The following is a 23,209-nucleotide window of genomic DNA, read 5'->3' as shown; positions in this document are numbered from 1 at the left end:
CGCGAGGGCCGGTCACGCGCCTCGGGCAGTCGCGGTGGTCGCGTCGTCCGACGCCGTGTCGATGACCTCGTCGAGGACGTCGCGGGAACGGATCAGGTCGGTGATCAGGCTGTCGATGCGGTCGCGTTCCGCGGCGAGCTTGTGCACCAGCTCGGGCGTGGCGATCTCGTTCGGGCGGCCGTCCGTGTCCCGCATGCACGGCAGGAGCTGGGCGATCGTCCTGCTGTGCAGGCCCGCTGCGTAGAGGGTCTGGATGCGTACGACCCGGTCGACCGCCCAGTCGCCGTACTCCCGGTGCCCGCCGGGCGTGCGTTCCGACCGCAGCAGCCCCTGAGCCTCGTAATAGCGCAGGGAACGCTCGCTCACCCCGCTGCGCCGGGCCAGTTCACCGATCCGCATACCTCTGCCTCACCTCGTACGACGCCTTGAATCTGACACCGATGGCAAGTTCTACCCTGCCCGCGTGACGAGCACACACGCCGTAGGGAACCGGGGGAGTCCGCTCGTGAGGCGGCCTACGCGGTCGTGTCCCGGGTGATCTCCTCGATCAGCCCCTCGATCAGCTTCCCTATCTCGTCGCGGATCGGGCGGACCGCGTCGACGCCCTGGCCGGCCGGGTCGTCCAGGGGCCAGTCCAGGTAGTGCTTGCCGGGGAAGACCGGGCAGGTGTCGCCGCAGCCCATGGTGATGACGTAGTCGGAGGCCTGGACGGCCTCGCTCGTGAGGACCTTCGGCTTCTGGTCGGAGATGTCGATGCCCAGTTCGGCCATGGCGGCGACGGCGGCGGGATTGACCTGGTCGCCGGGGAGCGAACCGGCGGAACGCACCTCGACGCGGTCGCCGGCCAGATGACGGAGGAAGCCGGCGGCCATCTGGGAGCGCCCGGCGTTGTGGACGCAGACGAACAGCACGGAGGCGAGCGGGGTCTCGGTCATCGGTTCTTCCTTCGCGGCAGGCAGGGCGCAGCCTCGCTGGTATCAGCCCTCACTGATGTGACAGTATCAGTCCATGCTGACGTCAGTCGACACTGAGTTGATGAGGGTCCTAGCCGACCCGCTGCGGCTCCGGATCGTGGCCCTGCTCGCCCGCGAGACCCTGTGCACCACCCACCTCGTCGAGGAGACCGGAGCCAGGCAGACCAACCTCTCCAATCACCTCAAGGTGCTGCGCGAGGCCGGGGTCGTCGAGACGGAGCCGTGCGGCCGGTTCACGTACTACCGGCTGAAGCCCGAGGTCATCGAGTCGCTGGCCGGCCAGTTCGCCGACCTCGCCCAGCTCGCGCGACTGACCGCCGCGGCGAACGTCAAACGCTCCTGCCCCTGACCCCCTGAGGAACCCCGTGACCACGCTCCCGGAGACGCCGGCGGCCCCCGCCGTCGCCATCTCCCTCGCCGTCCCGGCCCGCCCGCCCCTCGCCCGCCGGGTCACGGCCGAGCTCGTCGGCACCGCGGCCCTGGTCGCGGTCGTCGTCGGCTCCGGCATCCAGGCCACCCGGCTCACCCAGGACGTGGGCCTGCAGCTGCTGGCCAACTCGATCGCCACCGTCTTCGGCCTCGGCGTGCTGATCCTCCTGCTCGGCCCGGTCTCCGGCGCGCACTTCAACCCCGCCGTCACCCTCGCCGAGTGGTGGACCGGAGCCGGTGTCACCCGGCGCGAGGCGGCCGCGTACATCCCGGCGCAGATCGTGGGTGCCGTCGGCGGCGCGGTGCTGGCCGACGCCATGTTCGGCGAACCGCTGGTCAAGTGGTCCACCCACGACCGCTCGGCCGGGCACCTGCTCCTCGGCGAGGTCGTCGCAACCGCCGGCCTGATCCTGCTGATCTTCGGCCTGGCCCGCACCGACCGGCTGCGCTTCGCTCCCGTCGCCGTCGCCTCCTACATCGGCGCCGCGTACTGGTTCACGTCCTCCACCTCCTTCGCCAACCCCGCCGTGACGATCGGCCGCGCCTTCACCGACACCTTCGCGGGCATCGCGCCCGGCTCCCTCGCCGCGTTCATCGGCATGCAACTCCTCGGCGCCGCCGTGGGTCTGGCGCTGGTGGCGCTGATCTTCGCGCCCGGCCGGGACACCGCCGAGTGAGCCGGGGCAGCCCGACCTCCGAATGAACACCGGGCGACGCACCGCCGCGCCCCGTGCTGTCGGTAGCTTGGTGTCGTTGACAGGGCGGCAGGGTGGCAGGCCCTGCCTGTCACCGCGAGGGAAAGGTAGTGCTCATGCCCCAGTTACGCCTGGGTGTCTCTCTCCAGCCGCGCTGGCCGCTGGACGACGGACGCGCCGTGCTGCGTGCCGCCGTCCACGCCGAGGAGCTGGGCCTGGACCATGTGGCGGTCGGCAACCGCCTCCTCGACAGCGGGTTCGGCCTGGACACCGACCCCTTCGTGCTCCTGTCGGCCGTGGCCGGCGCGACGACGCGCCTGCGCCTGCTGACGTCCGTGCTCGTCGCGCCGTACTATCCGGCGGTGCTGCTCGCCAACCAGGCCGCCACCCTGGACGTGGTGTCCGGCGGCCGGCTGCTGCTGGGCGTCGGCACCGGCTGGAACCCGGGCGAGTTCGCCGCCGCCGGTGTGCCGGTCCGTGAGCGCGGCGCCCGCACCGACGACCACCTCGCCGCCGCGAAGGCCCTGTGGACGGGGCGACCCGCCGACTTCGAGGGCCGGTTCACCACGCTGCAGGGCGCCAGCCTGGGCGTCACGCCCGTGACGCCCGGTGGCCCGCCGGTGTGGGTCGGCGGCCACAGCGATGTCGCCCTGCGCCGCGCGCTGCGGTTCGGCGACGGCTGGTACGGCTCCGGCGCGGACGCCGCGACCGTCACCGACGTACGCCGGCGGCTGCGCGACCTGGCCGACGCCTCGCAGGACGCCGACCGGCTGACGCTCAACTCGATGGAGTTCTTCACCCCGCCCGGCGTCCCCGCCCTGATCCAGCCCCCGGGCCGGCCGGTCGGCGGCCCCTCGCCGACCGCGGCCAGCGTCGTCGACGACCTCGGCCGGCTCGCCGAGGCGGGCCTGTCCGCATGCACCCTCTGGCTGCCCGTGGCCGCCGAGCATGTGGAGAAGGCGACCGAGTGGATCGCCGCCGAGGTGCTGCCGCAGCTCGCCTGACACGACCGCACCGCCGTAGTACGCCGATCCAGGCGGCCCCGGCGCCCGCGGCGAGGACGGCGGCCGAACGAGCCGCCCCTCGCCGCGGTATGGCGCGCCGCCCCACCGCGGGGCATCCTGCACTTCGGGGGGATGCGCATGCGCGTTCGGGCCAAGTACGAGTACGTGGACGCCATTCACTGGCACGGGGACTCCGCCTTCCAGGACGTCTGCGACTTCATCGGCGTCTCGCCGCACCAGGAGGGCGTCGGCCCACGCCGCATCTACCTCCCGGGCCGGTACGAATGGGTCGCCACACCCGGTGACTGGGTGCTGCGGCACGACATGGTCGGCGACTGTTTCCGGGCGTCGCGCGACCACTTCACCCGGGAGTACGACCAGCAGGGCGTGCCCGAGGCCGCGCGCAGGGACTTTCCCTTCCACCGCCCCGGCGTGTCCCGCTACCGCAGCAGACCCCGGCCCGTCGACGCCTTCCACTGGCGCTCCATGGCCCAACTCGACGAACTCCAGGCCTTCATCGGCGCCCCGATGGACCAACTCGCCCCGGGTCGCACCAGGTTCCCGCTGCCGATGCCGAGCTACTCGGACGAGCGGCGCACGGCCGCCCTGGGGCAGTGGATCCTGCGCTGGTCCCCCGACCTGTTCCTCGCGGTGGACTCCCTCTTCCTCATCGAGCGGTACGACCCCGTCGACCCGACGGACACCCTCCTCGACGGCGTGGCCCGCTACCACGAGAAGGACGACATCACCTTCGCGGACGCCCTGTACTGGAACGGCGAGGGCAACTACGACGAGGTGCGCGCGTTCGTCGGCGCGGCGGAACAGGACGCCCCGGCCGACCGCGGCATGCTGCGCGTCTCGGAGTACAGGACCTGCTTCCCCGGCACCTGGATCGTCCGCGACGACCGCGACCGGCGCCCCGACGCCTACGAGTTCAGCGGCCACATGGAACGCTGGTACGACCTCGTGCTCCCGCCCGGCAGCGGCCCCCTCGGCCACCCCGCCCGCTGGACCCGCCCCCAGCGCTTCCGCCGTCGCCCCTGGCCCGTCCTGGCCCTCCAGTGGCAGGGCCCGGCCAACCTCGTCGAGGTCTGCGCCTTCCTCGGCAGACGCCTGCCGCCGAAGAACCCCGACGTGATCCACCTCCCGGGAAACAAGGGGCAGGGCTTCCGGCCCGGCACCTGGATCACGTACGGCGTGGGCGGCTACCGAGGCGTGCCGCCCGGGCAGTTCGAGAAGACGTACGTCCCCTACGACCCTCCGTCGGACCCCCGCGTGGTGCTGACCTCGGAGCCGGCGGACAGCTGAAGTCACCTGCTCCGAGCCCCCGTGGGAGCGAAGGCGGCGCGGTAGGCCGACGGCGAGGTGCCCAGGGTCCGCCGGAAGTGGAGCCGCAGATTGGACGGGCTGCCCAGCCCGCATCGCTCGGCCACCTGCTCGACCGCGAGGTCGGTGCTCTCCAGCAGCTCCCGGGCCCGGTCGAGACGAGCGGCCAGCAGCCACTGCAGCGGCGTGGTGCCGGTCTCCGCGACGAAGCGGCGGGCAAGGGTGCGCGGCGCCAGATGCGCGTGCGCGGCGAGCCGCTGGACGGTCAGCGGCTCGTGCAGCCTGGCCAGGGCCCAGGTCCTGGTGGCGGCCAGCGTGGTGCCGTCGACGGCCGCCGCCAGCGGGCGCCTGATGTACTGCGCCTGCCCGCCGTCGCGGTGCGGGGCCGCGACGAGGGTGCGCGCCACCTCGTTCGCCGTCCCCGCTCCCAGATCGCGGCGCACCAGATGCAGACACAGATCGATCCCGGCCGCGACACCCGCCGAGGTCAGCACGCTGCCCTCGTCCACGTACAGCACCTGTGGGTCCACGGTGATCCGCGGGTGGCGGGCGGCCAGTTCACCGGCGTACCGCCAGTGGGTGGTGGCGGTACGTCCGTCCAGCACTCCGGCGGCCGCCAGCGCGAACGCGCCCGTGCAGATGGACACCAGCCGCTGCCCCCGCGCATGACACTCCGCCAGCGCGTCCAGCACCGCCGCGTCCAGCTCGGCGAGATGGTTCGCGTAGCCCGGGACCACCACGGTGTCGGCCCCGCCCAGCGCCTCGAGACCCGCGGCCACGGTCAGCTCGAACCCCGCGGCCGTGGTCACCGCTCCGGTCCTGCGCCCGCACAACGTCATCGCGTACGGCGCACCCGGCACGGACGTGAACACCTGGGTGGGGATGCCCAGATCGAGGGGCAGCACACCGTCGAGGGCGAGGACGGCCACCCGGTGGGCCGCAGGGGCACCGGCCGAGGGGCTGGCAGCTTCCTCTCGCATGTCGGCAATCTTGCCACTGTCGGGCGAGGTGCGAGGTGCCGACCATGGACACATGACCGAAACGATGATCGACCTCATGACTCTGCCGGACACCCCCGTCGCGCGGCGGGCGCTGGCCCTGGTGAAGGACACCGAATCCCCCGCGACCGCCCACCACAGCATCCGCAGCGCGCTGTTCGCCCGCCTCTGCGCGGACCACCAGGGTGCGCGGCCCGGCCATGACTACGACCCGGACCTGCTGTTCCTCGCCTGCGTGCTGCACGACATCGGCTTGACCGAGGCCGGCGACCGCGACCAGCGGTTCGAGGTCGACGGCGCCGACCTGGCCGCGGAGTTCCTCACCGCCCAGGGCCTGTCCGCGGACGCGGTCGACGCCGTCTGGGAGGCCATCGCCCTGCACACCTCACCCGGCATAGCCGAACGCCGCAGCACCCTGTCCGCCCTCGTCCGCACCGGGATCGGCATGGACTTCGGCATCGCCACCCACTTCGTCGACGACACCACCGGCGCCGCCATCCATGCCGCCTACCCCCGCCTGAACATGGCCACCACCCTCATCGACGAGATCACCGCCCAGGCCCTCAACCGCCCCGAGAAGGCCCCGCTCCACTCCCTCACCGCCGACTTCCTCCGCGAACGCGCCACCCCGCCCCACACGACCTCCCTGGAGACGGCCACCAGCAACGGCCGTTGGGGCAACTGACCTTTCAGGCGGGGTGCACCACGGCGAACAGCCCCCTGGCGCGGCCGTCGTCCGGCAGCTGCCAGGAGCCCGTCACCTGGCCGATCGCTTCCTCGGGGGCGGCGGAGGAGGGCTCAAGTGCCCGCTGCAGGCGGACCGTTGTGCCGTTCGGCGTGGTGAGCGCGGTGCCCGAGGTGTCGTCGGTCGTGGTGACGTCCTTGGTGGTGAGCGGTGCTTCGCCGGTGTACGCCGCCACGACCTCCCGGTCCGGGACATCGCTGGCGTTCTGGTCCTGGGCCTGCACGCGGCCCTCGATCAGGGACAGCAGCTGGGCGACGGCGACCGGGTCGTGGCAGGCGTCGTAGACCCAGCGCTTTCCGAGGACCCCGTGCTCCATCGTGCCGACGAGGGCGTGCTCCGCCCCGTCGAGCGGGGCGCCGCGATAGGTGAGCGGCACGAGGTAGGGCGTCGACGCGTCGGTGACCACCATGAACTCGATGCCGACCTCGCCCTGCGGGTCGTCCAGGCGGAAGCCGCCGGCCTTGCTGAGCTGCGGTGCCGCCGGGCCGCCGCGGTACCACGGGCGGGACGGCAGCCAGTCGGTGAGCAGCTCCAGCTTGGTCGGCTTGAGGGTGGTGTGGTGGATCACGGCCATGCCGAAGGCTCCCGTTCTGTCGGCGATCAGGACGATCAAGATCGAAGAGACACGCTACAAGGGACTTTCACGCGTCCCACCACGGTTTCTCGCCTTCCACCGCCACGAAGTCGTCGAAGTCCATGTTGGCGATCTCCAGGTTGCACGCCATCGAGCCGACCTGGCGGCACGGCAGAACGGCGCTGCGCCCCGGAACGTCGTACAGGTCGACGACGGTCAGCGGCCGGCCGGGCTCGGTGAACGTCCGGGCGTCGGCGAGCGCGACGAGCGTGGCGTGCTCGTGGGGCGGGACCAGCGCGGGGACCTGGCCGGGCAGGAGGCCCTCGAAGGCGTGGTCGTCGACGACCAGTGCCTGCACCGGGTAGTGGTCCGGGTCGATGTCGTCCAGGTCGGGGTCCGCGTTCACCCAGCCGTCCTCGTCGGTCCCGCCCAGCTCGTCGAGCAGGGCGCGCCAGCCCGGCTCGTCGTCGAACGACGTGCGGACCAGCAGGGCCGCCTCGGTGGCAGGCAGCGTGGGGAAGGCGCGGCGCGGCAGTGCCGTCGCGGCCGGGTGGGCGGGCCGGCCGCCCTCGCCCTGGTACATGCCGTACGTGTCCATGGCGCCGACCAGATCGTCGAACTCCAGCCGCCCGGCCAGCACCTCGGCCAGGATCTCGCCGAGCCGGGCCGCAGGGACGCGCACCCCCCGCCCGGGCGTCGCCGCCAGATCCACCAGCAGCGGCCCGTCACCGCCGTACACCACGGGGATGTCCGCCAGGACGGCCACCGGCGGCAGCACGCCGTCGGTGGGGACCAGCGCCGGTATGTTGCCGCCGTGCAGGTAGTGCCACGCGCTGTCGGCGACCGGGCGGAGCCGCACCTCGCCGTCGAGGACGCGCACGTCACCCTCCTCGCGCCCGCCGATCTCGCCGAGCAGCCCGCCCCACAGGACCTTCCCGTCCTCGTAGCAGGTGCCGATCAGCAGCACTTCTCCGGGCGCGGACCGAGGCAGCGCGGGAAACGACATGACCCTCCTTCGCGGGGCCCGCGCAGCCCGCTGTCGGGCCGCCGCGGGGGACTTTCTGCCCGCGAACCTACCCGGCGGCCGGCCGTCGCCGTACGGCGACGGTCCCGCCACGGCAGGCGCCATTGCACGAACCCGTCACGTCCGCGACGATGCAGCGCGCGTAGCAGCTCCCGCTCGGGGAACCAGCAGCGGAAAGGAACGAGGGACACAAGGCGGCCGCAGTGTGCGGTGCAACGCCGGGAAGGTGCGATGTCGACCGAACCGCGTGGGGACGGAACACCGTCCTCCGAGGGTGTGCAGGCATGCGAGGCCACGTTCGACGGGCGGCTGGAGGACGTGACGGACGCCCGGCTGACCGCGGAGACCTTCCTCGCCAGGCTGGCCCGAACCGCGCCCCCCGCCTCCGCCGAGCACTGGGACGACATCCTGCTCGTGGTCGCGGAGCTCGCCGCGAACGCGGTGCAGTACGCCCCGGGCCCCTTCCGGCTGATCCTGCGCAGAACCTACGACGGCGTGCACGTGGTCCTGGGGGACACCAGCCGCACCAAGCCCGCCCCGCGCTCCTTCCGGCCGGGCACGGGCGGCGGCATCGGCTGGTACCTGATCCAGACGCTGGCGGAGCAGGTCAGCGTGGTGGCGCGGGAGGACGGCAAGGACGTGCACGTGTTCCTGCCCTGGTGACACCGGTGCATCCGGCTCAGCTCAGCGGCACCAGGACGCCGATCGCCTTGCCGCCCTCCCGGCGCCGCTCGACCCTGATCTCCCGGGCCAGCCGGACGATCAGCGGCCAGCCGTAGCCCCCGCCCGCGCCCGGGCTGGGGAGCGCGCCGCGCCCGTACGCGGCCGGCGGCACGACATCGCTGTGGTCGTGCACCCCCAGCCGGACGCCCTCGGGCACGAGCACCGCCTCGAAGCGGGCCAGGCCGCCGCCGTGCCGGATGGCGTTGGTGACCAGCTCGGACACGACCAGCAGAAGATCGACCACGGCCTCCTCGCGCGGCCGCCCGGACGGCCCGCGCCAGTGCTCCCGCACCAGCGAGCGCACATACGCCCGCGCGGCGGCGGGACTGGCGATGCCCGGCGCCCTGACCGGTGCCCGCCCGGGGTGTCCGGCGCGGCTCATCGCTGCGTGCCGCCGGTACGTGCGCCTGGCTCGGAGGCATCTGGCCGAGACGCTCCGGTGCGCACACGTGGCTGAAAGGCTTGCGTCACCACGACCGACCGCCCTCAGTCCTCGCCCGTGCCGTGGGCGGCGTCCAGTGCCTCCGCCCGTACCTTGGCGCAGCAGCGGCTGATGAGGCGCGAGACATGCATCTGCGAGATGCCGAGCTGGTCGGCGATGCGGCTCTGTGTCATGTCCTCGAAGAACCGCATGTACAGGATGGCGCGCTCGCGCTCGGGCAGCCGTCGCAGGCCCTCCTTCGCGGCCTCGCGGTCGACGACGACGTCGTACGCCTCCTCGCGCACCCCCAGGGTGTCGGCGAGGCTGTAGCCGTCGTCCTCGCGGGACACCTCCGCGTCGAGGGAGAGGGTGCTGTAGCTGTCCAGCGCCTCGGTGCCGACCGCGACCTCCTGCTCGGTGAGGCCCGCCAGGGCGGCGATCTCGGCGGCGGAGGGTTCCGCGCCGCCGGACGTCTGGAGAAGCTCGCGGCGGGCGACGCGCACCTTGTTGCGCAGTTCCTGCACCCGGCGGGGGACCCGCAGGGCCCATGTGCGGTCCCGGAAGTGCCGCTTGATCTCGCCGGTGATGGTGGGCACGGCGTAACTCTCGAAGGCGCCCCGCCCGGGTTCGTACCTGTCGATGGCCTTGACCAGCCCCAGGGCCGCGACCTGGCGGAGGTCCTCCAGCGACTCCCCGCGGTTGCGGAAGCGGCCCGCGATGCGGTGGGCCATGGGCAGCCAGGCCTCGGTCAGCGCCTCGCGTACGGCGTCGCGTTCGGGGCCCTCCGGCAGTGCCGCCAGCCGTGCGAAGTCGGCCGCGGTGTCGGGGGCGTCGTCGTGGGGGTGCCTGCGGGTGGCGGACGGGGCGTCGGAGGACTGTGCGGATGTCTCGACCAGCATGCGAAAGAGCTCCTGAACGAAGGTGTCAAGGAGTTGCCGTGGGAAACGGGGCGGGGCTGCGAACGGTCCGCAGCGGACACGCACCCCGTGGTGTGCCTCCGGTCCGAAGCACGATGTCCCGCCTGCCCCACGACTCGCCCCGCAAACAACGCGACCCCCCGTCCTGGCCGATACATCACCCGAAGGAGCGGATCCGGGCCCCGCCGTTCGGCCTGCTTCGGATTCGAGGGCCGTACGGGGGACTGAAGCGCGAGAAGCCGGGAAGTCGGGGGGAGGACATCAGGTTCCGACGCAGGGGAGGGCGGCATGGCAGCCGTGACGGCGGCACACGCAACGGCCACGGCAGAGGCGACGGTCACGTCGGACGGAGCGGAGCTGCCGCTCGTCGCGGACCCGGCCCGGATACGCCCGAAGGACGCGCGTGAACTGTCCCGCGTGTTCTTCCAGCGACTGGCCATGCTGGACGAAGGCACACGCGAACACCAGTACGTACGCAACACGCTCATCGAGATGAACCTGTCCCTGGTGCGGTACGCCGCCTCCCGGATGCGCACCCGCGGCGACTCGCAGGAGGACGTGGTCCAGGTCGGCACCATCGGCCTGATCAAGGCCATCGACCGGTTCGAGCTGTCCCGGGAGGTGGAGTTCACCACCTTCGCCGTGCCCTACATCGTGGGCGAGATCAAGCGCTTCTTCCGCGACACGAGTTGGGCCGTCCATGTGCCGCGCCGGCTCCAGGAGGCACGGGCCGAGCTGGCGAAGGCGACCGAGGAGCTGCGCTCCCGGCTGGGCCGCACTCCGACCACCCGGGAACTGGCCGAGCTGATGTCCCTGACGGAGGAGGAGGTCATCGAGGCCCGCAAGGCCGCCAACTGCTACCGGACCTCCTCCCTGGACGCCGCCCTGACCACCGAGGACGAGGGCACGGAGACCGCGCTGGCCGACCGCCTCGGCGAGGAGGACCCGTCGCTGGAACTCGTGGTGGACTTCAGGTCGCTCGCCCCGCTGATCGCCGGACTCGAGGAACGGGACCGGCAGATCATCCACATGCGTTTCGTCGAGGAACTGACCCAGTCCCAGATCGCCGCCCGGCTCGACGTCTCCCAGATGCATGTCTCACGGCTCATCAGCCGCATCATCAAGCGCCTGCGCACCGGCCTGCTGGGGCCCGCGGTTGCCTGAGCCCGCGCGATGATCACTACAGTCGCGGCATGACCGTACGAGACGACCTGCTGATCGACCTGATCAACCGCACCGAGATGTCCGGCACCGGCCCGCGCATCACCGTCGTGACGGAGGGGGCCGTGATCACCGGCCGTCTCGTGGCGCACCGGCACTGGGCGATGTGCGTCGCGGCCCGGCTCGGCGACGACGGCGAACCGGACGCGCGCTTCGCCGAGGCCTTCACAAGGGAGGCGGAGGAACCCCTGGGCTATCCACCGGTGTTCATCCACCTCCAGGGGTGCCAGCTGATCTCCGGCTCCAGCACCCTGCCCGCCCAGCTCGGCGAGTTCTTCCGCGTCCCGCTGTCCGCGGTGAGCGCCTGGAGCGCGCGCTGAACCGGTGCGGTCGGCTCACGGCACGAGGTCGTAGACGAACAGGCCGGTGTTGTCGAGGGTCGAACGCGGCGTGGCGCCCGCGCCCAGCGGGGAGACCAGCGGGTCGTCGATCCGATGGCCCAGCAGGTCCTCCGACTCCTCCATGCCGGGCAGGTAGGTGCGCCCGTTGCGGTTCATCCACGCCTCCCACAGCCGGTCCACGTTGCAGTGGTGGAGGAAGAAGACGGGGTCGTTCGGGGAGGTGGCCGGGGCCATGTCCCCGCCGATCCACCGGTGCACCTGGTTGTGCAGCCCCGTCCCGGTGAACCCCTCCAGCCGGCTGCGGAACCCCCGCGAGGCCGCGAGCCAAGGAGCGAAGTCGTACGTGGCGAGGTCCGGGTCGCCGAGCGGCGGCGGCAGCACATTGAAGGCCGCCCCCACGTCCAGGGCGTTCGGCAACGAGGGGAAGGCGTTCGGGAAGGCGCGGCGCAGACCCCGGTCCGTCTGACGGAGCGTGACCTGGGGGCTCCCCTCCACCCGCACCCGGAAACTGTCCGGGTCGCCGGGACGGAACGCGAACGGCCCGTCGGTCACCGGGTCGCCCGCGCCGCCCATGAACTCCGGCTTCCAGATCAGCGCGGTCTCCGGGGCGGGCAGGGAGCCGTCGATCGCCCAGTCCCAGTACGGCAGTCCGAAGGTGGGGTCGTCGAGCACGCGCTGGAGATGGACCTCCAGCAGATTCAGCATGAACCGGTGCCACGGCAGGAAGACCGGGCCCCGATGCGCCGCGTTGCGCTGACCGACGTCCCCGTTCGGCGGGACGGGCGTCATCATCGCCTTGAAGTGCCAGATGACGAAGAGGTCGTACGTGCTCACCGGCGCGGGCGGTCCGGGAATGCCGAACGCGGCCGTCGTGAGGGTCGAGTCCTCCCGCTTCAGCCGCAGGACTCCCTCGATGTAGGCGTCGCGGTCGGCGGGGTTGACGATGATGTTCCTGCGGACGACGGCCATGTCAGACGCTCCCCTCGGGGCCGGTGTGATGTCCGGGATGACCGGCGTGACCGCCGTGGGGGTCGCCGCCATGACCGCCGTGACCGCCTCCGCCACCATGACCGCCTCCGTGGCCGCCTCCATGGCCCCCGCTCGGGAAGTCGTCGGGGAAGTTCTCGATCAGCGCCCGGATGGTGTCGGTCGCGGACAGGAACTGGTAGGTGGGCAGGGCGTGGCAGTCGACCTGGCCGTCGTTGGAGACGTTGAGCGGAGCTGTGAGCGGCTCACCGTCCACCGTCACTTCGTACGTCGTCCTGATGACGATGTGGTGGCCCTGGAACTCGTCCTCGCGGACGGTGGTCACGGGGCCGTGGTGGTGCGGTTGTTCGGGCAGTCCCGCCAGGTAGTTCCCGAGAGTCGTCGGGTCGGCGGCCGCAGCCAGTTCCTCGGGAGTCACGGGAGTCCCTTCCTGCACGCGAGGGCGGCCGTGGACGGCCTTTTCTCCCGAGTCTCCGAGGAGGCGGCGCGGCCCGCACTCCGGGCGGAGCGAACAGGTGTATGCCTCCCGCGGGACGCGTGCGGGGTTACTGTCTCGGCATGACCGACAACACCCTGCGCTCCGTCACCGTGGAGCGCGCCAGCACCGGCCACTTCGTCGCGACCAACGCCCGCGGCGGCACCCTCTCCTTCGGCAGCGGTTCCGACACGGACACCGAGTTCACCCCGGTCGAGCTGCTGCTCGCCGCGCTCGCCGGCTGCACGGCGGTGGACGTGGACATCGCCACCGGCCGCCATGCCGAGCCCGACCGGTTCAGTGTCGCGGTGAGCGGCCACAAGATCAGCGACGACCTCGGCAACCGGCTCACCGACCTCCAGGTCACCTTCTCCGTGTCCTTCCCGGACGGCGAGGGGGCCGACCGCGCCCGGGCGATCCTGCCCAGGGCGGTCAAGACCTCGCACGACCGGCTCTGCACGGTGAGCAGGACCGTCGAGATCGGCACGCCGGTCACCGCGAAGGTCGAGGACGCCTGAGCGCGCGGCCCTACCCGATCAGGATCGCGCCGCCGTCGATGAGTCCCTGGACGTAGGGACGCCAGTCCCGCTCGAGGGTCGAGGTGATGGCGGCGTGGACGTCGGCACGCACCTGCGGGCTGACGCGTTCGACGTCGCCGTTGGCGTAGTGCAGACGCAGGCCCTCGCGGCTGGCGTCGCACAGCACGGCGTGCGCCTTCTGCGACAGCGTCAGGTAGAGCTGGGGGACAGGGGCGTGGGTGAGTTCGTCGATGACGGCCTCGTGGTCGACGCCCAGCATGCCCCAGTCCTGACCCTGCCGGTCCAGCCAGACGGTGACGTCGGAGAAGAACACCGCCCTGCCCGGCCCCTGCCCGGGATCGCGGGCCAGGCCGCCCGCGAGGTCGAGCGCGATACCCGTGCCCTCCTCGACGAGACCGCGCGGAATCGTCTGCGGCGCGAGCGCGAGCGCGCACTCCGCCCACCCGTCCCGCGCCTGCTCCGGCCAGGGCAGCCCCAGCACCAGCCAGCCGTCCGGTTCCAGCAGCTTGTTGCTCACGCGTTCTTTCCCCTCGACGCCGACGTCGCTCTCCGGAACCGATCCTTCAGCCCTGAGTCACCGCCGGACAAGGCGATCCCCAGCCGTCGACGAACCCGCCCTGAACACGCCTGTGTTGGCGGGTTCGCGTCCGTTGAGGAGCGCACGCAGGCACCTGGAGAACAGCCCCGTAGAGCCCCGTAGGGGTGCCCGGTTAGGGGGCCGGTACGGGTGTCCTGGCGGACGGCGTGCTGGCTAGCTTCGTGCCGGCGCAGGGGGACTCACGCCGCTGTCCCTCGAAACCTTCAGGAGTGTCATGTCAACTCGGCCTAGTCGGCGGGTCGTTCTGGGTTCCTCGGTCGCGGGTGCCGCGGCCGCGCTCGCGGGCGGCGTGCCGTCCGCCACGGCGGCCGCCGGCGAGGCGGACACGCGGTGGGAGCCGGACGAGGGGCAGACGTACTCCGTGCCGGGCCTACGGCGCCCGGTGCGGATGACGGTCGACCGCTGGGGCGTGCCGCACATCTACGCACGCACCGTCGGCGACCTGTTCCTGGCGCAGGGCTTCAACATCGCCCGGGAGCGGCTGTTCCAGATCGACACCTGGCGCCGGCGCGGCCTCGGCCGCTTCAGCGAGGTGCTGGGGCCGTCGTACGTCGAACAGGACCGTGCCGCAAGGCTGTTCCTCTACCGAGGCGACATGGCGGACGAATGGGCGAGCTACGGCCCCCACGCCCGTGAGGCGGCGACCCGGTTCGCGGCCGGGATCAACGCCTACGTCGACTGGCTGGGCGACCACCCCGACGCCCTGCCGGTGGAGTTCCGGAAGCTGGGTTACCAGCCCGCGCGCTGGGAGCCGGAGGACGTGGTGCTGATCCGCAGCCACGGCATCGGCAACAACCTCGGATCCGAGGTTGCGCGCGCCCGCCTGATGCATCTGGCGGGCGCGCGGGCAAGCGCGTGCTTCCGCAAGCTCGAGCCCGCCCGCACCCCCACGGTGCCGGACGGGCTCGAGCTGGGCCTCATCCCCGCCGACGTGACGCGCGTCTACAGCCTGGCCACCGCGCCCATGATCTTCACAGGCGGCACCCTGCGCCGGCTGGCCGACGACACGCACCTGCTGCGCGAGACCACCACCGGCAGCAACGCCTGGGCGGTGGCACCCTCCCGCACGGCAACCGGCCGGCCGATCCTGGCCGGCGACCCGCACCGCGAGAACTACGGACTGCCCGCCAACCGCTACATCGTCCACCTCAGCGCCCCCGGCCTGGACATCATCGGCGCCGGAGAGCCCTGGAACCCGGGCATCAGCATGGGCCACAACGGCCATGTCGCCTTCGGCCTGACCAACCTGCCCGCGGACCAGGCCGACCTGTACGTCTACGACCTCGACCCGGCCGACCACACCAGGTACCGCTACCGCGACGGCTGGGAGACCCTGACCACCGTCACCGAGGAGATCGCGGTCGAGGGCGGCGAACCCCGCGCGGTGGAACTGCAGTTCACCCGGCACGGGCCCGTGGTGAAGATCGACGAGCAGCACCACAAGGCGTACGCGGTGCGCACGGTGTGGACCGAGCCGGGCACCTCGCCCTACCTCGGCAGCCTCAACTTCCTGCGCGCCAAGGACTCCCGGCAGTTCGTGCGCGCCGCGGACGTCTGGCGCACCCCCGGCTCGAACCTGGTGTACGCCGACACTGAAGGCGACATCGGCTGGGTGCCCGGCGCGCTCGTCCCCCGGCGCACCGGCAAGGGGTACGACGGACTCCTGCCGGTCCCCGGCGACGGACGCTTCGAGTGGGACGGTTTCCACGACCCCGCCGACCTGCCGCGCGTGCACAACCCGCGCGCCGGGTTCTTCGTGTCCGCCAACGAGTTCAACTTCCCGCCCGGCCACCCGATCCCCGCCTACGAGTGGCAGCCCGCCTACCGCAAGGACCGCATCCGCGAGGTCCTCGGCCGACAGCGCAGGACGTCCCTCGCCGACACCCTCGCCCTGCAGAACGACGAACGCTCCGGCGTGGCCCGGCAGTTCCTGCCGTACGTCACCCGACTCGGCTCCACCGACGCCACGACGGCCAAGGCGCTGCGGCTGCTCGCCGGTTACGACGGTGTCGCGCACAAGGACTCGGCGGGCGCGGCGCTGTTCGAGACCTGGATGATGCGGTTCCTGTACCCCGCCTGGGCCCAGCTCCTGCTGCCCAAGCAGGCCGCCGACCAGCTGGTGGGCGTCAGCATCGACCTCGACCTGCGGATCGTGCACGACTCCTTCGCCCGCCCCGACGACTGGTTCGGCACGGACGGCGCCCGCAAGCGCGACGAACTGATCCTCGGCACCCTGGCGCAGGCCTACGCCGAGGTGGCCTCCAAGCTCGGCGCCGACGACAGCCGCTGGCGGTGGGGCGCGATGCATCTGCACATGTTCGTCCACCCGCTCGGCTCGCCCATGGTGGGCCCGGTCGAGCGCGGCGGCACCTTCGCCACGGTCCGCTCCTCGTACTACTACTACCGCGCCTACCCGTACTCGGAGGTGCTCGGCCCGACGTTCAAGATGGCCCTGGACGTGGGGGAGTGGGACAACTCCCGGGCGGTCAACGCCCCCGGCCAGTCCGGCGACGAGCGCAGCGAGCACTTCAAGGACCTGCACGACGAGTGGAGCACCGGCGGCTCCTTCCCGCTGCTGTACAGCGAGGAGGCGATCGAACGCAACGCGGGTGCGCGGCTGCTGCTCCAGCCGCGCCACTGAGCGACACCGGTCAGGAACCTGCGGCGCCCCACCGCAGGTTCCACCGGCCGGCCCGGCCCGTCAGCTCCACGGCGGCCAGCGGCGCCACATCGACGCGCCAGAACGACGCGTACGGCGCGGACAGCGCACCCAGCACGGCGGCCCGCGCCACGGCCTGCTCCACCACCGCCGCGACCCGCCCGGCGCCCTCCGGCAGCGCGTCGAGCCACGCGGCGATCCGCCCGCACAGCTCGGCCACCGACTCGCCGCCGTGCGGCGCGGCCTCGGGATCGGCCGCCCAGGCGGCCAGCGCGGCGGGCTCGCCGGCGGCCACCTCGTCCAGGGTCCGGCCGTCCCAGCGGCCCATGTCGAGGTCCCGCAGCGCCGGTTCCACGACGGCCCCGTCCCAGGCCAGCGCCGCGGCCGTCGCCCGGCACCGCTGCGACGGCCCGCGGTACCGTACGCCGCCCCCGGGCACGGCCGGTCCCGTCGTACGGGCCCGCAGCAGCGCCCGCTCGTCGAGCGGGGCGTCCCCGAACCGCACCTCGCGCCCCGTCGGCGCGGCGGCGCACACGAGCGTGAGCCGGACAGTCATGCGCCCCCCTGGGCTGATTCACCACGGTCGGCGCCATCGTAGGTGGCGTACGCCATGTTGGCCGACTTCCCTCTTGCCCCTACTCTGTCCATGACAAGGACGACGGCGCCACGGAAGTCCGGTGCAAATCCGGCACGGTCGCGCCACTGTGTGCCACCCTTCCCCGCGGAGGCGGTGGTGAGTCAGACCCAACGCCGTCGTCGCGTGCTCCACACGATGCGGGACGCGATGTTCCCGAGGAGGTCTCGCCATGGCGCAGTCCACCGCCGCCCCTGCCCCCACCACCCAGCCCGTTGTCGCACCCCTGCCCCTGAAGACGATCGCCCCCTGGGCGGTGTTCTTCGGCGTCCTGATGCTGGTGCTGCTCTACTTCGTCGGCGCCGAACAGGGCGCCGTCTCCGCCGTCTCCGGCGAGGGCGTGCACGAGTGGGTGCACGACGCCCGCCATCTGCTCGGCTTCCCCTGCCACTGAAGACGGGTCGGGACCACACATGAATTCCGCCATCGTGCGTGCCTTGCTGGTACGCGGCATGCTCGCCGGGCTCGGGGCCGCCGTCCCCGCGCTCGTCTTCGCCTACCTGGTCGGTGAGGGCCCCGTGGACGCGGCGATCGCGTTCGAGTCCGCCCACTCCCATGAGCACGGCGAGGAACTGGTCAGCCGGACGGTGCAGTCGACCGCCGGCCTTGCCACCGGAGTCCTTGTCTTCGGTGTGGCGATCGGCGGCATCGCCGCCCTCGCCTTCTGCTTCGCGCTGGGCCGCCTGGGCCGGCTGTCGGTTCGGGCCACCGCGGCCCTGACGGCACTGGCCGGGTTCCTCATGGTGTACCTGGTGCCGATGCTGAAGTATCCCGCCGACCCGCCCGCGGTCGGCGACCCGGACACGATCGGGCAGCGCACCGCGCTGTTCTTCCTGATGATCGTGCTCACCGTGCTCCTGGGCACCGCGGCCGTCCTGCTCGGCCGCCGCCTCACGCCCCGGTGGGGTGTGGGCAACGCCTCCGTCGCCGCCGGCCTGGCGTTCGTGGCCGCCGTGACGGTCGCGATGGTGTTCCTGCCGTCCGGGGACGCCGTCCCCAAGGACTTCCCCGCCACGGACCTGTGGGAGTTCCGCCTCGCCTCCATCGGCATCCAGGCGGTGCTGTGGGCCGGATTCGGCCTGCTCTTCGGGTACTTGGCCGAACGTGCCCTCCAACGGCGACCGGTTTCCGGCCACGTGACGGCACCGGCCGCCTGATCCGCACAACGCCACACCGGGACCCGTCGGGGGCGCGCCCGACGGGTCCCGGCGTGCTGTGCGGGGACCGCCACCGGCGCAGGTGGGAGCCCTGATCGGGCCGTGGGCGTTTCGTTCCGACGGGCTTTCGTGCGTGGTAGCTTGGATCACTTCGTCGGGGTGGGGTGAAGCGGACACGAGGGACGGATGAGCGGTTCGCCGTACAGCGAGTTACGCGCCAGACTGGTGAGCAGAACCGTCCGGCACTACCTCCGCCCCACCTTCCGGGTCCGCGGTTCCGTGGACGACTCCGGCGAGCGCCTCCGGTTCGAAGCCCTCCTCGACCAGCTGCCGTCCCACCTGGCCAAGCACGAGCCCAGACCCAAGACCTGGCTCGTGACCGGCGGCGCGGGCAGCGGCAAGAGCACCGCCGTCCTGCAGTACGCGATCGCCCTCCTGGACCGCGAGACCCCCTCCGTCATCGTCGACAACCGCGCGATCAGGGAGTGGTACGTCGACGGCATGACCATCGAGGAGTTCGCCAAGGCGCTACGCCCCTCCGAGGTCGCCGAGAAGTTGTGGAAGACGCGCGTCAAGCACCACCGGCTGGTGTTCCTGGTCGACGCGCTGAACGAGCTGGAGCGCGAGTTCCACGGCACCGCCGCGTGGAAGTTCATCTGGCGCCTGGTGGCCGGGTCCAACGGCTTCACCGTGCTGGCGACGTCCCGCACCGAGACCGACGACCTGGCCGGGACCTCCCTGCGCGGTGTCGAGACCTTGTCCATCGAGCCGTTGGGCGAGCAGGACATCGAGACCTACCTGGAGATGCGCGACGGGTCGGCGACCGACGCGCTGGCCGAGATCAGGTCGGGCGACATGCTGGGCGTGGCGTCCAACCCGTTCATGCTGTCGCTGCTGACCGACTGGCTGCTCGGGACGCGGTCCGTCAAGGACCGGGCGATCCCGCGCAGCCGCGCCGACCTGCTGCGGGCGACCGTGGTCCGGCCCCGCACCGAGGGCCGGTTCGCCACGGCGGAGAAGGACGCCGCGAAACGCGGGCTCGGCATGGAGGCGGCACTGTGCGCGGCCGCACTGGCCGCGATCACCACGGGCAAGGGCAACGCCGACTTCCTCGCCCGGGACGTGGAGGCGCTGCTCGGCAAGGTGTGGGACGACAGGGACGAGATCGCCCGTACGGTGCGGGCGTTCCTGGACACACAGATGGTGCAGCCGGTCGGTGACGCCCTGGACGGCCAGTACAGCCTCATGCACCCGGCCTTCGTGGACTTCGGCCTGGCCCTCGCCTGGCAGAACACCGGCCTGCCACCTGTCGTACTCGACCCCCTCTACCTGGACCAGTGCCTGGGCGACTGGGTCGGCCTGCAGCCCGACCCGGACAGCGCCGTGATCGACCTGCTCGCCATCGGCGCCAAACCGCTGCCGCCGGAACTGATGGTGGACGTCCTGCTCGCCAACCGCGGTGTGCTCGGCGACGAGGTGCGCGGGATGCTCTGGCGACGCCTGGGCAGCTGCTTCCACCAGGGCCGCCAGATCCGCGACCGCCTGGCCGTGGCGCTGGCAGGCCTGCCCCAGACCGTGCTGCGCGACGGACTCCAGCGCGGACTGCTGCGGACCGTCAACGCCAAGGCACCGGAACTCGCGGACGACATCTTCGCCGCACTGTGGAACGGGTCGCTGGACGCCCAGTCGCTCCAGCGACTGCGCCGCACCTACGAGCGGAACAAGAAGGAGCCGGCACCGCGAGAACCCGATCGCGACCCGGCCCTCGCCGCCAAGCGGCGGGCAGCCCTGCGCGAGCACGCCGCCGCGGACGCCCGTCGCCGCAGCGCGAACTGGCTCGGCGTCAACGGCGGCGAGCCGGACGTGGACGACCTGCGGGCAGCGATGCTGGAGGACCCGGAGGCCACGGTCCGCGGCGCCTCAGCCACCGCCCTCGGGCGCATCGGCGCGCACCGGGCCGTCCCCGCCCTGCTGGACGCCGCCAAGGACGACCTCGAGCCCACCGTCCGGGGGTCGGCCGCCACCGCCCTCGGGAACATCGGCGATCGCCAGGCGGTTCCCGGACTCACCGCCACGCTCCATGACGGCGACGCCATCGTCCGAGGAGCGGCCTCCACCGCCCTCGGCCATATCGGCCACACCCGGGCCGTCCCCGCCCTCGCCGCCGCGCTCACCGACGGCGACTCCGTCGTGCGAGGCTCGGCGGCCAACGCTCTGGGGAACATCGGCGACCGCCAGGCGGTCCCCGCCCTCGTCGTCGCGCTCACCGACACCGAGGGCAGTGTCCGCGGCGCGGCGGCCACCGCCCTCGGGAACATCGGCCATGCCCAGGCGGTGCCCGCGCTGATCACCGTGCTCGGCGGCCCCGAGACCGAGGTCAGCGTCCGCGGCGCGGCGGCCACCGCCCTCGGCCGCATCGGCGACCGCCAGGCGGTGCCCGCACTGACCGACGCGCTCCGCGACACCGGCAGCGAGGGCAGTGTCCGAGGAGCGGCCGCCACCGCGCTCGGCCGCATCGGCCATCCTCAGGCGGTCCCCGTGCTGACCACCGCGCTCACCGACACCGCGCCCGTCGTCCGAGGAGCGGCCGCCCTCGCCCTCGGTCACATCGGCCACCCGCAGACCGTGCCCGACCTCACCGCGGCGCTCACCGACCCCGACGCCGTCGTCCGCGGGTCCGCCGCCAACGCCCTCGGCCGCGCGGGCGACCCCAGCGCTCTCGACGCGCTCACCGTCGCCCTCGCCGACGACGGCGACAGCCGCACCAGGGGCTCGGCCGCCGAGGCTCTCGGCCGTATCGGACACCCCGGCGCGGTCCCCGTCCTCGCCACCTCGCTCACCCGCGACCCCGACGCCTTCGTCCGGACCTCGGCCGCCAACGCCCTGGGCCGCATAGGCGACCCCAGCGCCCTGGACGCGCTCGCCCTGGCCCTCGCGAAGGACGGCGACTCCCACACCAAGGGGGCGGCCGCCATCGCCCTCGGCCGCGTCAACGCCCCGGGTGCGCTGGCCCCGCTCGCCCACGCGCTGCTCCACGACCCCGACGACAAGGTGCGCGGCTCGGCAGCCAACGCCCTCGGCCGCGTCAACGCCCCCGGTGCGCTGGAACCGCTCACCTACGCGCTGCTCCACGACCGCGACGCCAAAGTGCGCGGCTCGGCAGCCAACGCCCTCGGACACCAGGGAGACACGGCCGCGGCGGAGGTCCTGCGGGCCACCATCGCCAACCCCGAGGAGACGTATCTGACCCGGCGGGCCGCCGTCGGGTCCCTCACCCACTTGGAGACCGGGGACGAGGCGTGGATCACGAAGGTCGCCGACCGGCTCAAGTTCACCGCCCGCGACCGGCACGGCCGTGCCCTGCGCGGAGCCATCGTCGACCTGGTGGCCCGCCGGGAGATCACGCCGACGACGAAGGACTGGCTGGTCGGCGTGATCCGCGGGGACAGAGACCCGCTGAACCGCACGACCGCCCTCGAAGGGCTGGCCCGCGCCGGTCAGGCGGACGCGGACCTGATCAGGTTCGTCATCGAGCCCGAGCGCCCGCGGCCGGACAAGCGGCCTCGGGACAGCGACGCGGGCGTCCTGTGCGTCGCGGCGTCGGCCGTCCTGCGTGCCGCCGCCGACCGACCGGCCTACACCGAGTCCCTGCTCCCCAGCGTCGTCCGGCTGCTCCTGCAGAAGAACACGCACTGGGCGACGGTCTCCTCGCTCACCCAACTGCGCCTGCTGCCTCTGCCCGTCGCGCAGCGGGTGTTCGCCCGCATCGTGGAACTCAAGGGCGACAGTGCGCCGGAGAACCCGCACCTCGAGCCGGAACTGGCCGCCGAACGGGAGTCCCTGGCCGAGCGCGAACGGGTGCAGGCCGATGTCGAGTCGTTCACCCGCAACCCCGAGGCGGTGCTCGCGGGGTTCCGCGAACAACGGAAGTCGAGGTTCGAAGTGACCGCACCCACCACCGACGACGAGTACCACGTCGCCCTGCTGACGGCCGTGCCCGTGGAGACGAAGGCGCTCTTCCACGTGCTCGACGAGCGCCGCCTCAGCACGACCGAGATGCAGCGCGACGGCCGCTACTACGACGTCTTCGAGCTGGTCACCGCAGGGCAGCCCCCGGTGCGTGTGGTCACCACACAGGCCACCGACCAGGGTGGCCAGTCGGCGGCGGCCGTGACGCGCGACCTGCTGTCCACGTTCCGGCCGAACCTGGTGTTCCTCGTCGGGGTGTGTGGCGGCTTCGGCGAGCGCGGGGTGTCCCTGGGGGACGTGCTGTTCGCGCGGGAGGTGTTCGACCACGGCCCGGAGAAGGTACGACCGGAAGGCGGGGGCCTGCGGCCGCAGGTGTACCGGACGGACGAACAGGCCCTGCGGCTCGTCGACAGGCTCCACACCCGGGGCAGACTCGACGCCTCGCTGGGCGACGGCGAGCTCCTCGTGAAGGACTTCGCCAGCGGGGAGAAGGTGATCGCCTGGCGGGACTCCGCACTGCGGGCCCAACTGCTCGGACTGTCCGCCGACATCGGCGGGGTGGAGACCGAGGCGCACGGCGTGCTGCACGCGATCTGGGAGACGTTCAAGGCGAAGGCGTTCATCGGCGGCGCGATGCTCAAGTGCGTCAGCGACCTCGGCGACGAGGAGATGACCGTGGACAAGAAGACCAAGCAGACCGAGGCCGCGCGGCGGGCGGCACGGGTCGCCCTGGACGTGGCCGGCGCGTTCCGCCGCGCCGATGCGTGACACCGTCCGACACCGGCCGCCGAGTAGCATG

The 23,209-nt window shown here is 72.4% G+C and carries 24 protein-coding genes; 13 read left to right on the top strand and 11 right to left on the bottom strand.

Translation table 11 applies throughout. The features are described from left to right. Window positions 1–12 precede the first annotated feature (12 nt). Together RKD23_RS03150 and RKD23_RS03145 are read right to left on the bottom strand one after the other, a co-directional pair. The gene (locus RKD23_RS03150; RefSeq protein WP_424852178.1) at window positions 13–399 is read right to left on the bottom strand and encodes a MerR family transcriptional regulator; all 387 of its coding nucleotides are present in this window, start codon (window positions 397–399) and stop codon (window positions 13–15) included. 116 nt (window positions 400–515) lie between these two features. Next, window positions 516–935: an arsenate reductase ArsC gene (locus RKD23_RS03145; protein WP_424852177.1), complete on the bottom strand. Its 420-nt coding sequence runs from the start codon at window positions 933–935 to the stop codon at window positions 516–518. 73 nt (window positions 936–1,008) lie between these two features. On the opposite strand from RKD23_RS03145, the gene RKD23_RS03140 reads away from it, so the two are divergent. The 4 genes from RKD23_RS03140 (at window position 1,009) to RKD23_RS03125 (ending at window position 4,410) form a co-directional block, all read left to right on the top strand. After that, the gene (locus tag RKD23_RS03140; protein ID WP_424852176.1) at window positions 1,009–1,323 is read left to right on the top strand and encodes an ArsR/SmtB family transcription factor; all 315 of its coding nucleotides are present in this window, start codon (window positions 1,009–1,011) and stop codon (window positions 1,321–1,323) included. Between the two features lie 16 nt (window positions 1,324–1,339). Beyond that, on the top strand, window positions 1,340–2,080 hold the full coding sequence (locus tag RKD23_RS03135; protein ID WP_424852175.1) for an aquaporin: 741 nt from the start codon (window positions 1,340–1,342) through the stop codon (window positions 2,078–2,080). Between the two features lie 134 nt (window positions 2,081–2,214). After that, on the top strand, window positions 2,215–3,102 hold the full coding sequence (locus RKD23_RS03130) for a TIGR03619 family F420-dependent LLM class oxidoreductase (protein WP_424852174.1): 888 nt from the start codon (window positions 2,215–2,217) through the stop codon (window positions 3,100–3,102). Between the two features lie 138 nt (window positions 3,103–3,240). Then, window positions 3,241–4,410, top strand: a complete 1,170-nt coding sequence (locus tag RKD23_RS03125; protein WP_424852173.1) for a hypothetical protein — start codon at window positions 3,241–3,243, stop codon at window positions 4,408–4,410. A gap of 2 nt (window positions 4,411–4,412) precedes the next feature. Here RKD23_RS03125 and RKD23_RS03120 read toward each other — a convergent pair whose 3' ends face one another. Beyond that, window positions 4,413–5,408 (bottom strand): GlxA family transcriptional regulator, encoded by a 996-nt coding sequence (locus RKD23_RS03120; RefSeq protein WP_424852172.1) that lies wholly within the window; start codon window positions 5,406–5,408, stop codon window positions 4,413–4,415. A gap of 52 nt (window positions 5,409–5,460) precedes the next feature. On the opposite strand from RKD23_RS03120, the gene RKD23_RS03115 reads away from it, so the two are divergent. Next, on the top strand, window positions 5,461–6,111 hold the full coding sequence (locus RKD23_RS03115) for an HD domain-containing protein (protein WP_424852171.1): 651 nt from the start codon (window positions 5,461–5,463) through the stop codon (window positions 6,109–6,111). Between the two features lie 4 nt (window positions 6,112–6,115). Here RKD23_RS03115 and RKD23_RS03110 read toward each other — a convergent pair whose 3' ends face one another. Together RKD23_RS03110 and RKD23_RS03105 are read right to left on the bottom strand one after the other, a co-directional pair. Continuing rightward, complete coding sequence (locus RKD23_RS03110) at window positions 6,116–6,745, bottom strand: maltokinase N-terminal cap-like domain-containing protein (RefSeq protein WP_424852170.1); 630 nt, start codon at window positions 6,743–6,745, stop codon at window positions 6,116–6,118. Window positions 6,746–6,812: 67 nt separating this feature from the next. Next, window positions 6,813–7,751, bottom strand: coding sequence for a DUF6924 domain-containing protein (locus RKD23_RS03105; RefSeq protein WP_424852169.1), 939 nt, complete (start codon window positions 7,749–7,751; stop codon window positions 6,813–6,815). Window positions 7,752–8,000: 249 nt separating this feature from the next. Between RKD23_RS03105 and RKD23_RS03100 the strand changes: the two genes are divergently transcribed. Next, the gene (locus tag RKD23_RS03100; protein ID WP_404041400.1) at window positions 8,001–8,432 is read left to right on the top strand and encodes an ATP-binding protein; all 432 of its coding nucleotides are present in this window, start codon (window positions 8,001–8,003) and stop codon (window positions 8,430–8,432) included. A gap of 16 nt (window positions 8,433–8,448) precedes the next feature. Here RKD23_RS03100 and RKD23_RS03095 read toward each other — a convergent pair whose 3' ends face one another. Both RKD23_RS03095 and RKD23_RS03090 read right to left on the bottom strand, forming a co-directional pair. Continuing rightward, window positions 8,449–8,874 (bottom strand): ATP-binding protein, encoded by a 426-nt coding sequence (locus tag RKD23_RS03095; protein WP_424852168.1) that lies wholly within the window; start codon window positions 8,872–8,874, stop codon window positions 8,449–8,451. Window positions 8,875–8,978: 104 nt separating this feature from the next. Continuing rightward, window positions 8,979–9,812, bottom strand: coding sequence for a SigB/SigF/SigG family RNA polymerase sigma factor (locus tag RKD23_RS03090; protein ID WP_424852167.1), 834 nt, complete (start codon window positions 9,810–9,812; stop codon window positions 8,979–8,981). Window positions 9,813–10,118: 306 nt separating this feature from the next. Between RKD23_RS03090 and RKD23_RS03085 the strand changes: the two genes are divergently transcribed. Together RKD23_RS03085 and RKD23_RS03080 are read left to right on the top strand one after the other, a co-directional pair. After that, on the top strand, window positions 10,119–10,994 hold the full coding sequence (locus RKD23_RS03085) for an RNA polymerase sigma factor SigF (protein WP_424852166.1): 876 nt from the start codon (window positions 10,119–10,121) through the stop codon (window positions 10,992–10,994). 29 nt (window positions 10,995–11,023) lie between these two features. Next, a complete protein-coding gene (locus RKD23_RS03080; RefSeq protein ID WP_424852165.1) occupies window positions 11,024–11,371 on the top strand; it encodes a hypothetical protein in 348 nt (115 codons plus the stop codon). Window positions 11,372–11,386: 15 nt separating this feature from the next. On the opposite strand, the gene RKD23_RS03075 is transcribed toward RKD23_RS03080, so the two are convergent. Continuing rightward, window positions 11,387–12,361: a tyrosinase family protein gene (locus tag RKD23_RS03075; RefSeq protein WP_424852164.1), complete on the bottom strand. Its 975-nt coding sequence runs from the start codon at window positions 12,359–12,361 to the stop codon at window positions 11,387–11,389. 1 nt (window position 12,362) lies between these two features. After that, entirely contained in the window at window positions 12,363–12,797 is a 435-nt protein-coding gene (locus RKD23_RS03070) for a hypothetical protein (RefSeq protein ID WP_424852163.1), read from the bottom strand. Between the two features lie 140 nt (window positions 12,798–12,937). On the opposite strand from RKD23_RS03070, the gene RKD23_RS03065 reads away from it, so the two are divergent. After that, complete coding sequence (locus RKD23_RS03065; protein WP_424852162.1) at window positions 12,938–13,372, top strand: OsmC family protein; 435 nt, start codon at window positions 12,938–12,940, stop codon at window positions 13,370–13,372. A gap of 10 nt (window positions 13,373–13,382) precedes the next feature. Here RKD23_RS03065 and RKD23_RS03060 read toward each other — a convergent pair whose 3' ends face one another. Then, window positions 13,383–13,910 (bottom strand): hypothetical protein, encoded by a 528-nt coding sequence (locus RKD23_RS03060; protein WP_424852161.1) that lies wholly within the window; start codon window positions 13,908–13,910, stop codon window positions 13,383–13,385. A gap of 295 nt (window positions 13,911–14,205) precedes the next feature. On the opposite strand from RKD23_RS03060, the gene RKD23_RS03055 reads away from it, so the two are divergent. Then, complete coding sequence (locus tag RKD23_RS03055) at window positions 14,206–16,632, top strand: penicillin acylase family protein (RefSeq protein ID WP_424852160.1); 2,427 nt, start codon at window positions 14,206–14,208, stop codon at window positions 16,630–16,632. A gap of 10 nt (window positions 16,633–16,642) precedes the next feature. Here the strand turns inward: RKD23_RS03055 and RKD23_RS03050 are convergent, their stop codons facing one another. After that, on the bottom strand, window positions 16,643–17,206 hold the full coding sequence (locus RKD23_RS03050) for a histidine phosphatase family protein (RefSeq protein WP_424852159.1): 564 nt from the start codon (window positions 17,204–17,206) through the stop codon (window positions 16,643–16,645). 250 nt (window positions 17,207–17,456) lie between these two features. Here RKD23_RS03050 and RKD23_RS03045 point away from each other — a divergent pair, with 250 nt between their 5' ends. The 3 genes from RKD23_RS03045 to RKD23_RS03035 all read left to right on the top strand — a co-directional run bounded on the left by RKD23_RS03045 (window position 17,457) and on the right by RKD23_RS03035 (window position 23,178). Beyond that, a complete protein-coding gene (locus RKD23_RS03045; RefSeq protein WP_404041374.1) occupies window positions 17,457–17,678 on the top strand; it encodes a CbtB domain-containing protein in 222 nt (73 codons plus the stop codon). Between the two features lie 19 nt (window positions 17,679–17,697). Further along, a complete protein-coding gene (locus RKD23_RS03040; protein ID WP_424852158.1) occupies window positions 17,698–18,441 on the top strand; it encodes a CbtA family protein in 744 nt (247 codons plus the stop codon). A 225-nt stretch (window positions 18,442–18,666) separates the two neighbouring features. Next, a complete protein-coding gene (locus RKD23_RS03035) occupies window positions 18,667–23,178 on the top strand; it encodes a HEAT repeat domain-containing protein (protein ID WP_424852157.1) in 4,512 nt (1,503 codons plus the stop codon). The last annotated feature ends 31 nt before the right edge of the window (window positions 23,179–23,209 follow it).

This window comes from Streptomyces sp. SAI-170 (assembly GCF_049739565.1).
Lineage (GTDB): Bacteria > Actinomycetota > Actinomycetes > Streptomycetales > Streptomycetaceae > Streptomyces.
Note: the sequence above shows the minus strand (reverse complement) of the source record. Positions and strands in the feature narration are given on the sequence as shown.

What these genes read in the sequence shown, in the direction of transcription:
- RKD23_RS03150 (WP_424852178.1), bottom strand. Translation starts at nt 399, where the DNA reads ATGCGGATCGGTGAACTGGCCCGGCGCAGCGGGGTGAGCGAGCGTTCC.
- RKD23_RS03145 (WP_424852177.1), bottom strand. Translation starts at nt 935, where the DNA reads ATGACCGAGACCCCGCTCGCCTCCGTGCTGTTCGTCTGCGTCCACAAC.
- RKD23_RS03140 (WP_424852176.1), top strand. Translation starts at nt 1,009, where the DNA reads ATGCTGACGTCAGTCGACACTGAGTTGATGAGGGTCCTAGCCGACCCG.
- RKD23_RS03130 (WP_424852174.1), top strand. Translation starts at nt 2,215, where the DNA reads ATGCCCCAGTTACGCCTGGGTGTCTCTCTCCAGCCGCGCTGGCCGCTG.
- RKD23_RS03125 (WP_424852173.1), top strand. Translation starts at nt 3,241, where the DNA reads ATGCGCGTTCGGGCCAAGTACGAGTACGTGGACGCCATTCACTGGCAC.
- RKD23_RS03120 (WP_424852172.1), bottom strand. Translation starts at nt 5,408, where the DNA reads ATGCGAGAGGAAGCTGCCAGCCCCTCGGCCGGTGCCCCTGCGGCCCAC.
- RKD23_RS03115 (WP_424852171.1), top strand. Translation starts at nt 5,461, where the DNA reads ATGACCGAAACGATGATCGACCTCATGACTCTGCCGGACACCCCCGTC.
- RKD23_RS03110 (WP_424852170.1), bottom strand. Translation starts at nt 6,745, where the DNA reads ATGGCCGTGATCCACCACACCACCCTCAAGCCGACCAAGCTGGAGCTG.
- RKD23_RS03105 (WP_424852169.1), bottom strand. Translation starts at nt 7,751, where the DNA reads ATGTCGTTTCCCGCGCTGCCTCGGTCCGCGCCCGGAGAAGTGCTGCTG.
- RKD23_RS03100 (WP_404041400.1), top strand. Translation starts at nt 8,001, where the DNA reads ATGTCGACCGAACCGCGTGGGGACGGAACACCGTCCTCCGAGGGTGTG.
- RKD23_RS03095 (WP_424852168.1), bottom strand. Translation starts at nt 8,874, where the DNA reads ATGAGCCGCGCCGGACACCCCGGGCGGGCACCGGTCAGGGCGCCGGGC.
- RKD23_RS03090 (WP_424852167.1), bottom strand. Translation starts at nt 9,812, where the DNA reads ATGCTGGTCGAGACATCCGCACAGTCCTCCGACGCCCCGTCCGCCACC.
- RKD23_RS03085 (WP_424852166.1), top strand. Translation starts at nt 10,119, where the DNA reads ATGGCAGCCGTGACGGCGGCACACGCAACGGCCACGGCAGAGGCGACG.
- RKD23_RS03080 (WP_424852165.1), top strand. Translation starts at nt 11,024, where the DNA reads ATGACCGTACGAGACGACCTGCTGATCGACCTGATCAACCGCACCGAG.
- RKD23_RS03075 (WP_424852164.1), bottom strand. Translation starts at nt 12,361, where the DNA reads ATGGCCGTCGTCCGCAGGAACATCATCGTCAACCCCGCCGACCGCGAC.
- RKD23_RS03065 (WP_424852162.1), top strand. Translation starts at nt 12,938, where the DNA reads ATGACCGACAACACCCTGCGCTCCGTCACCGTGGAGCGCGCCAGCACC.
- RKD23_RS03055 (WP_424852160.1), top strand. Translation starts at nt 14,206, where the DNA reads ATGTCAACTCGGCCTAGTCGGCGGGTCGTTCTGGGTTCCTCGGTCGCG.
- RKD23_RS03050 (WP_424852159.1), bottom strand. Translation starts at nt 17,206, where the DNA reads ATGACTGTCCGGCTCACGCTCGTGTGCGCCGCCGCGCCGACGGGGCGC.
- RKD23_RS03045 (WP_404041374.1), top strand. Translation starts at nt 17,457, where the DNA reads ATGGCGCAGTCCACCGCCGCCCCTGCCCCCACCACCCAGCCCGTTGTC.
- RKD23_RS03040 (WP_424852158.1), top strand. Translation starts at nt 17,698, where the DNA reads ATGAATTCCGCCATCGTGCGTGCCTTGCTGGTACGCGGCATGCTCGCC.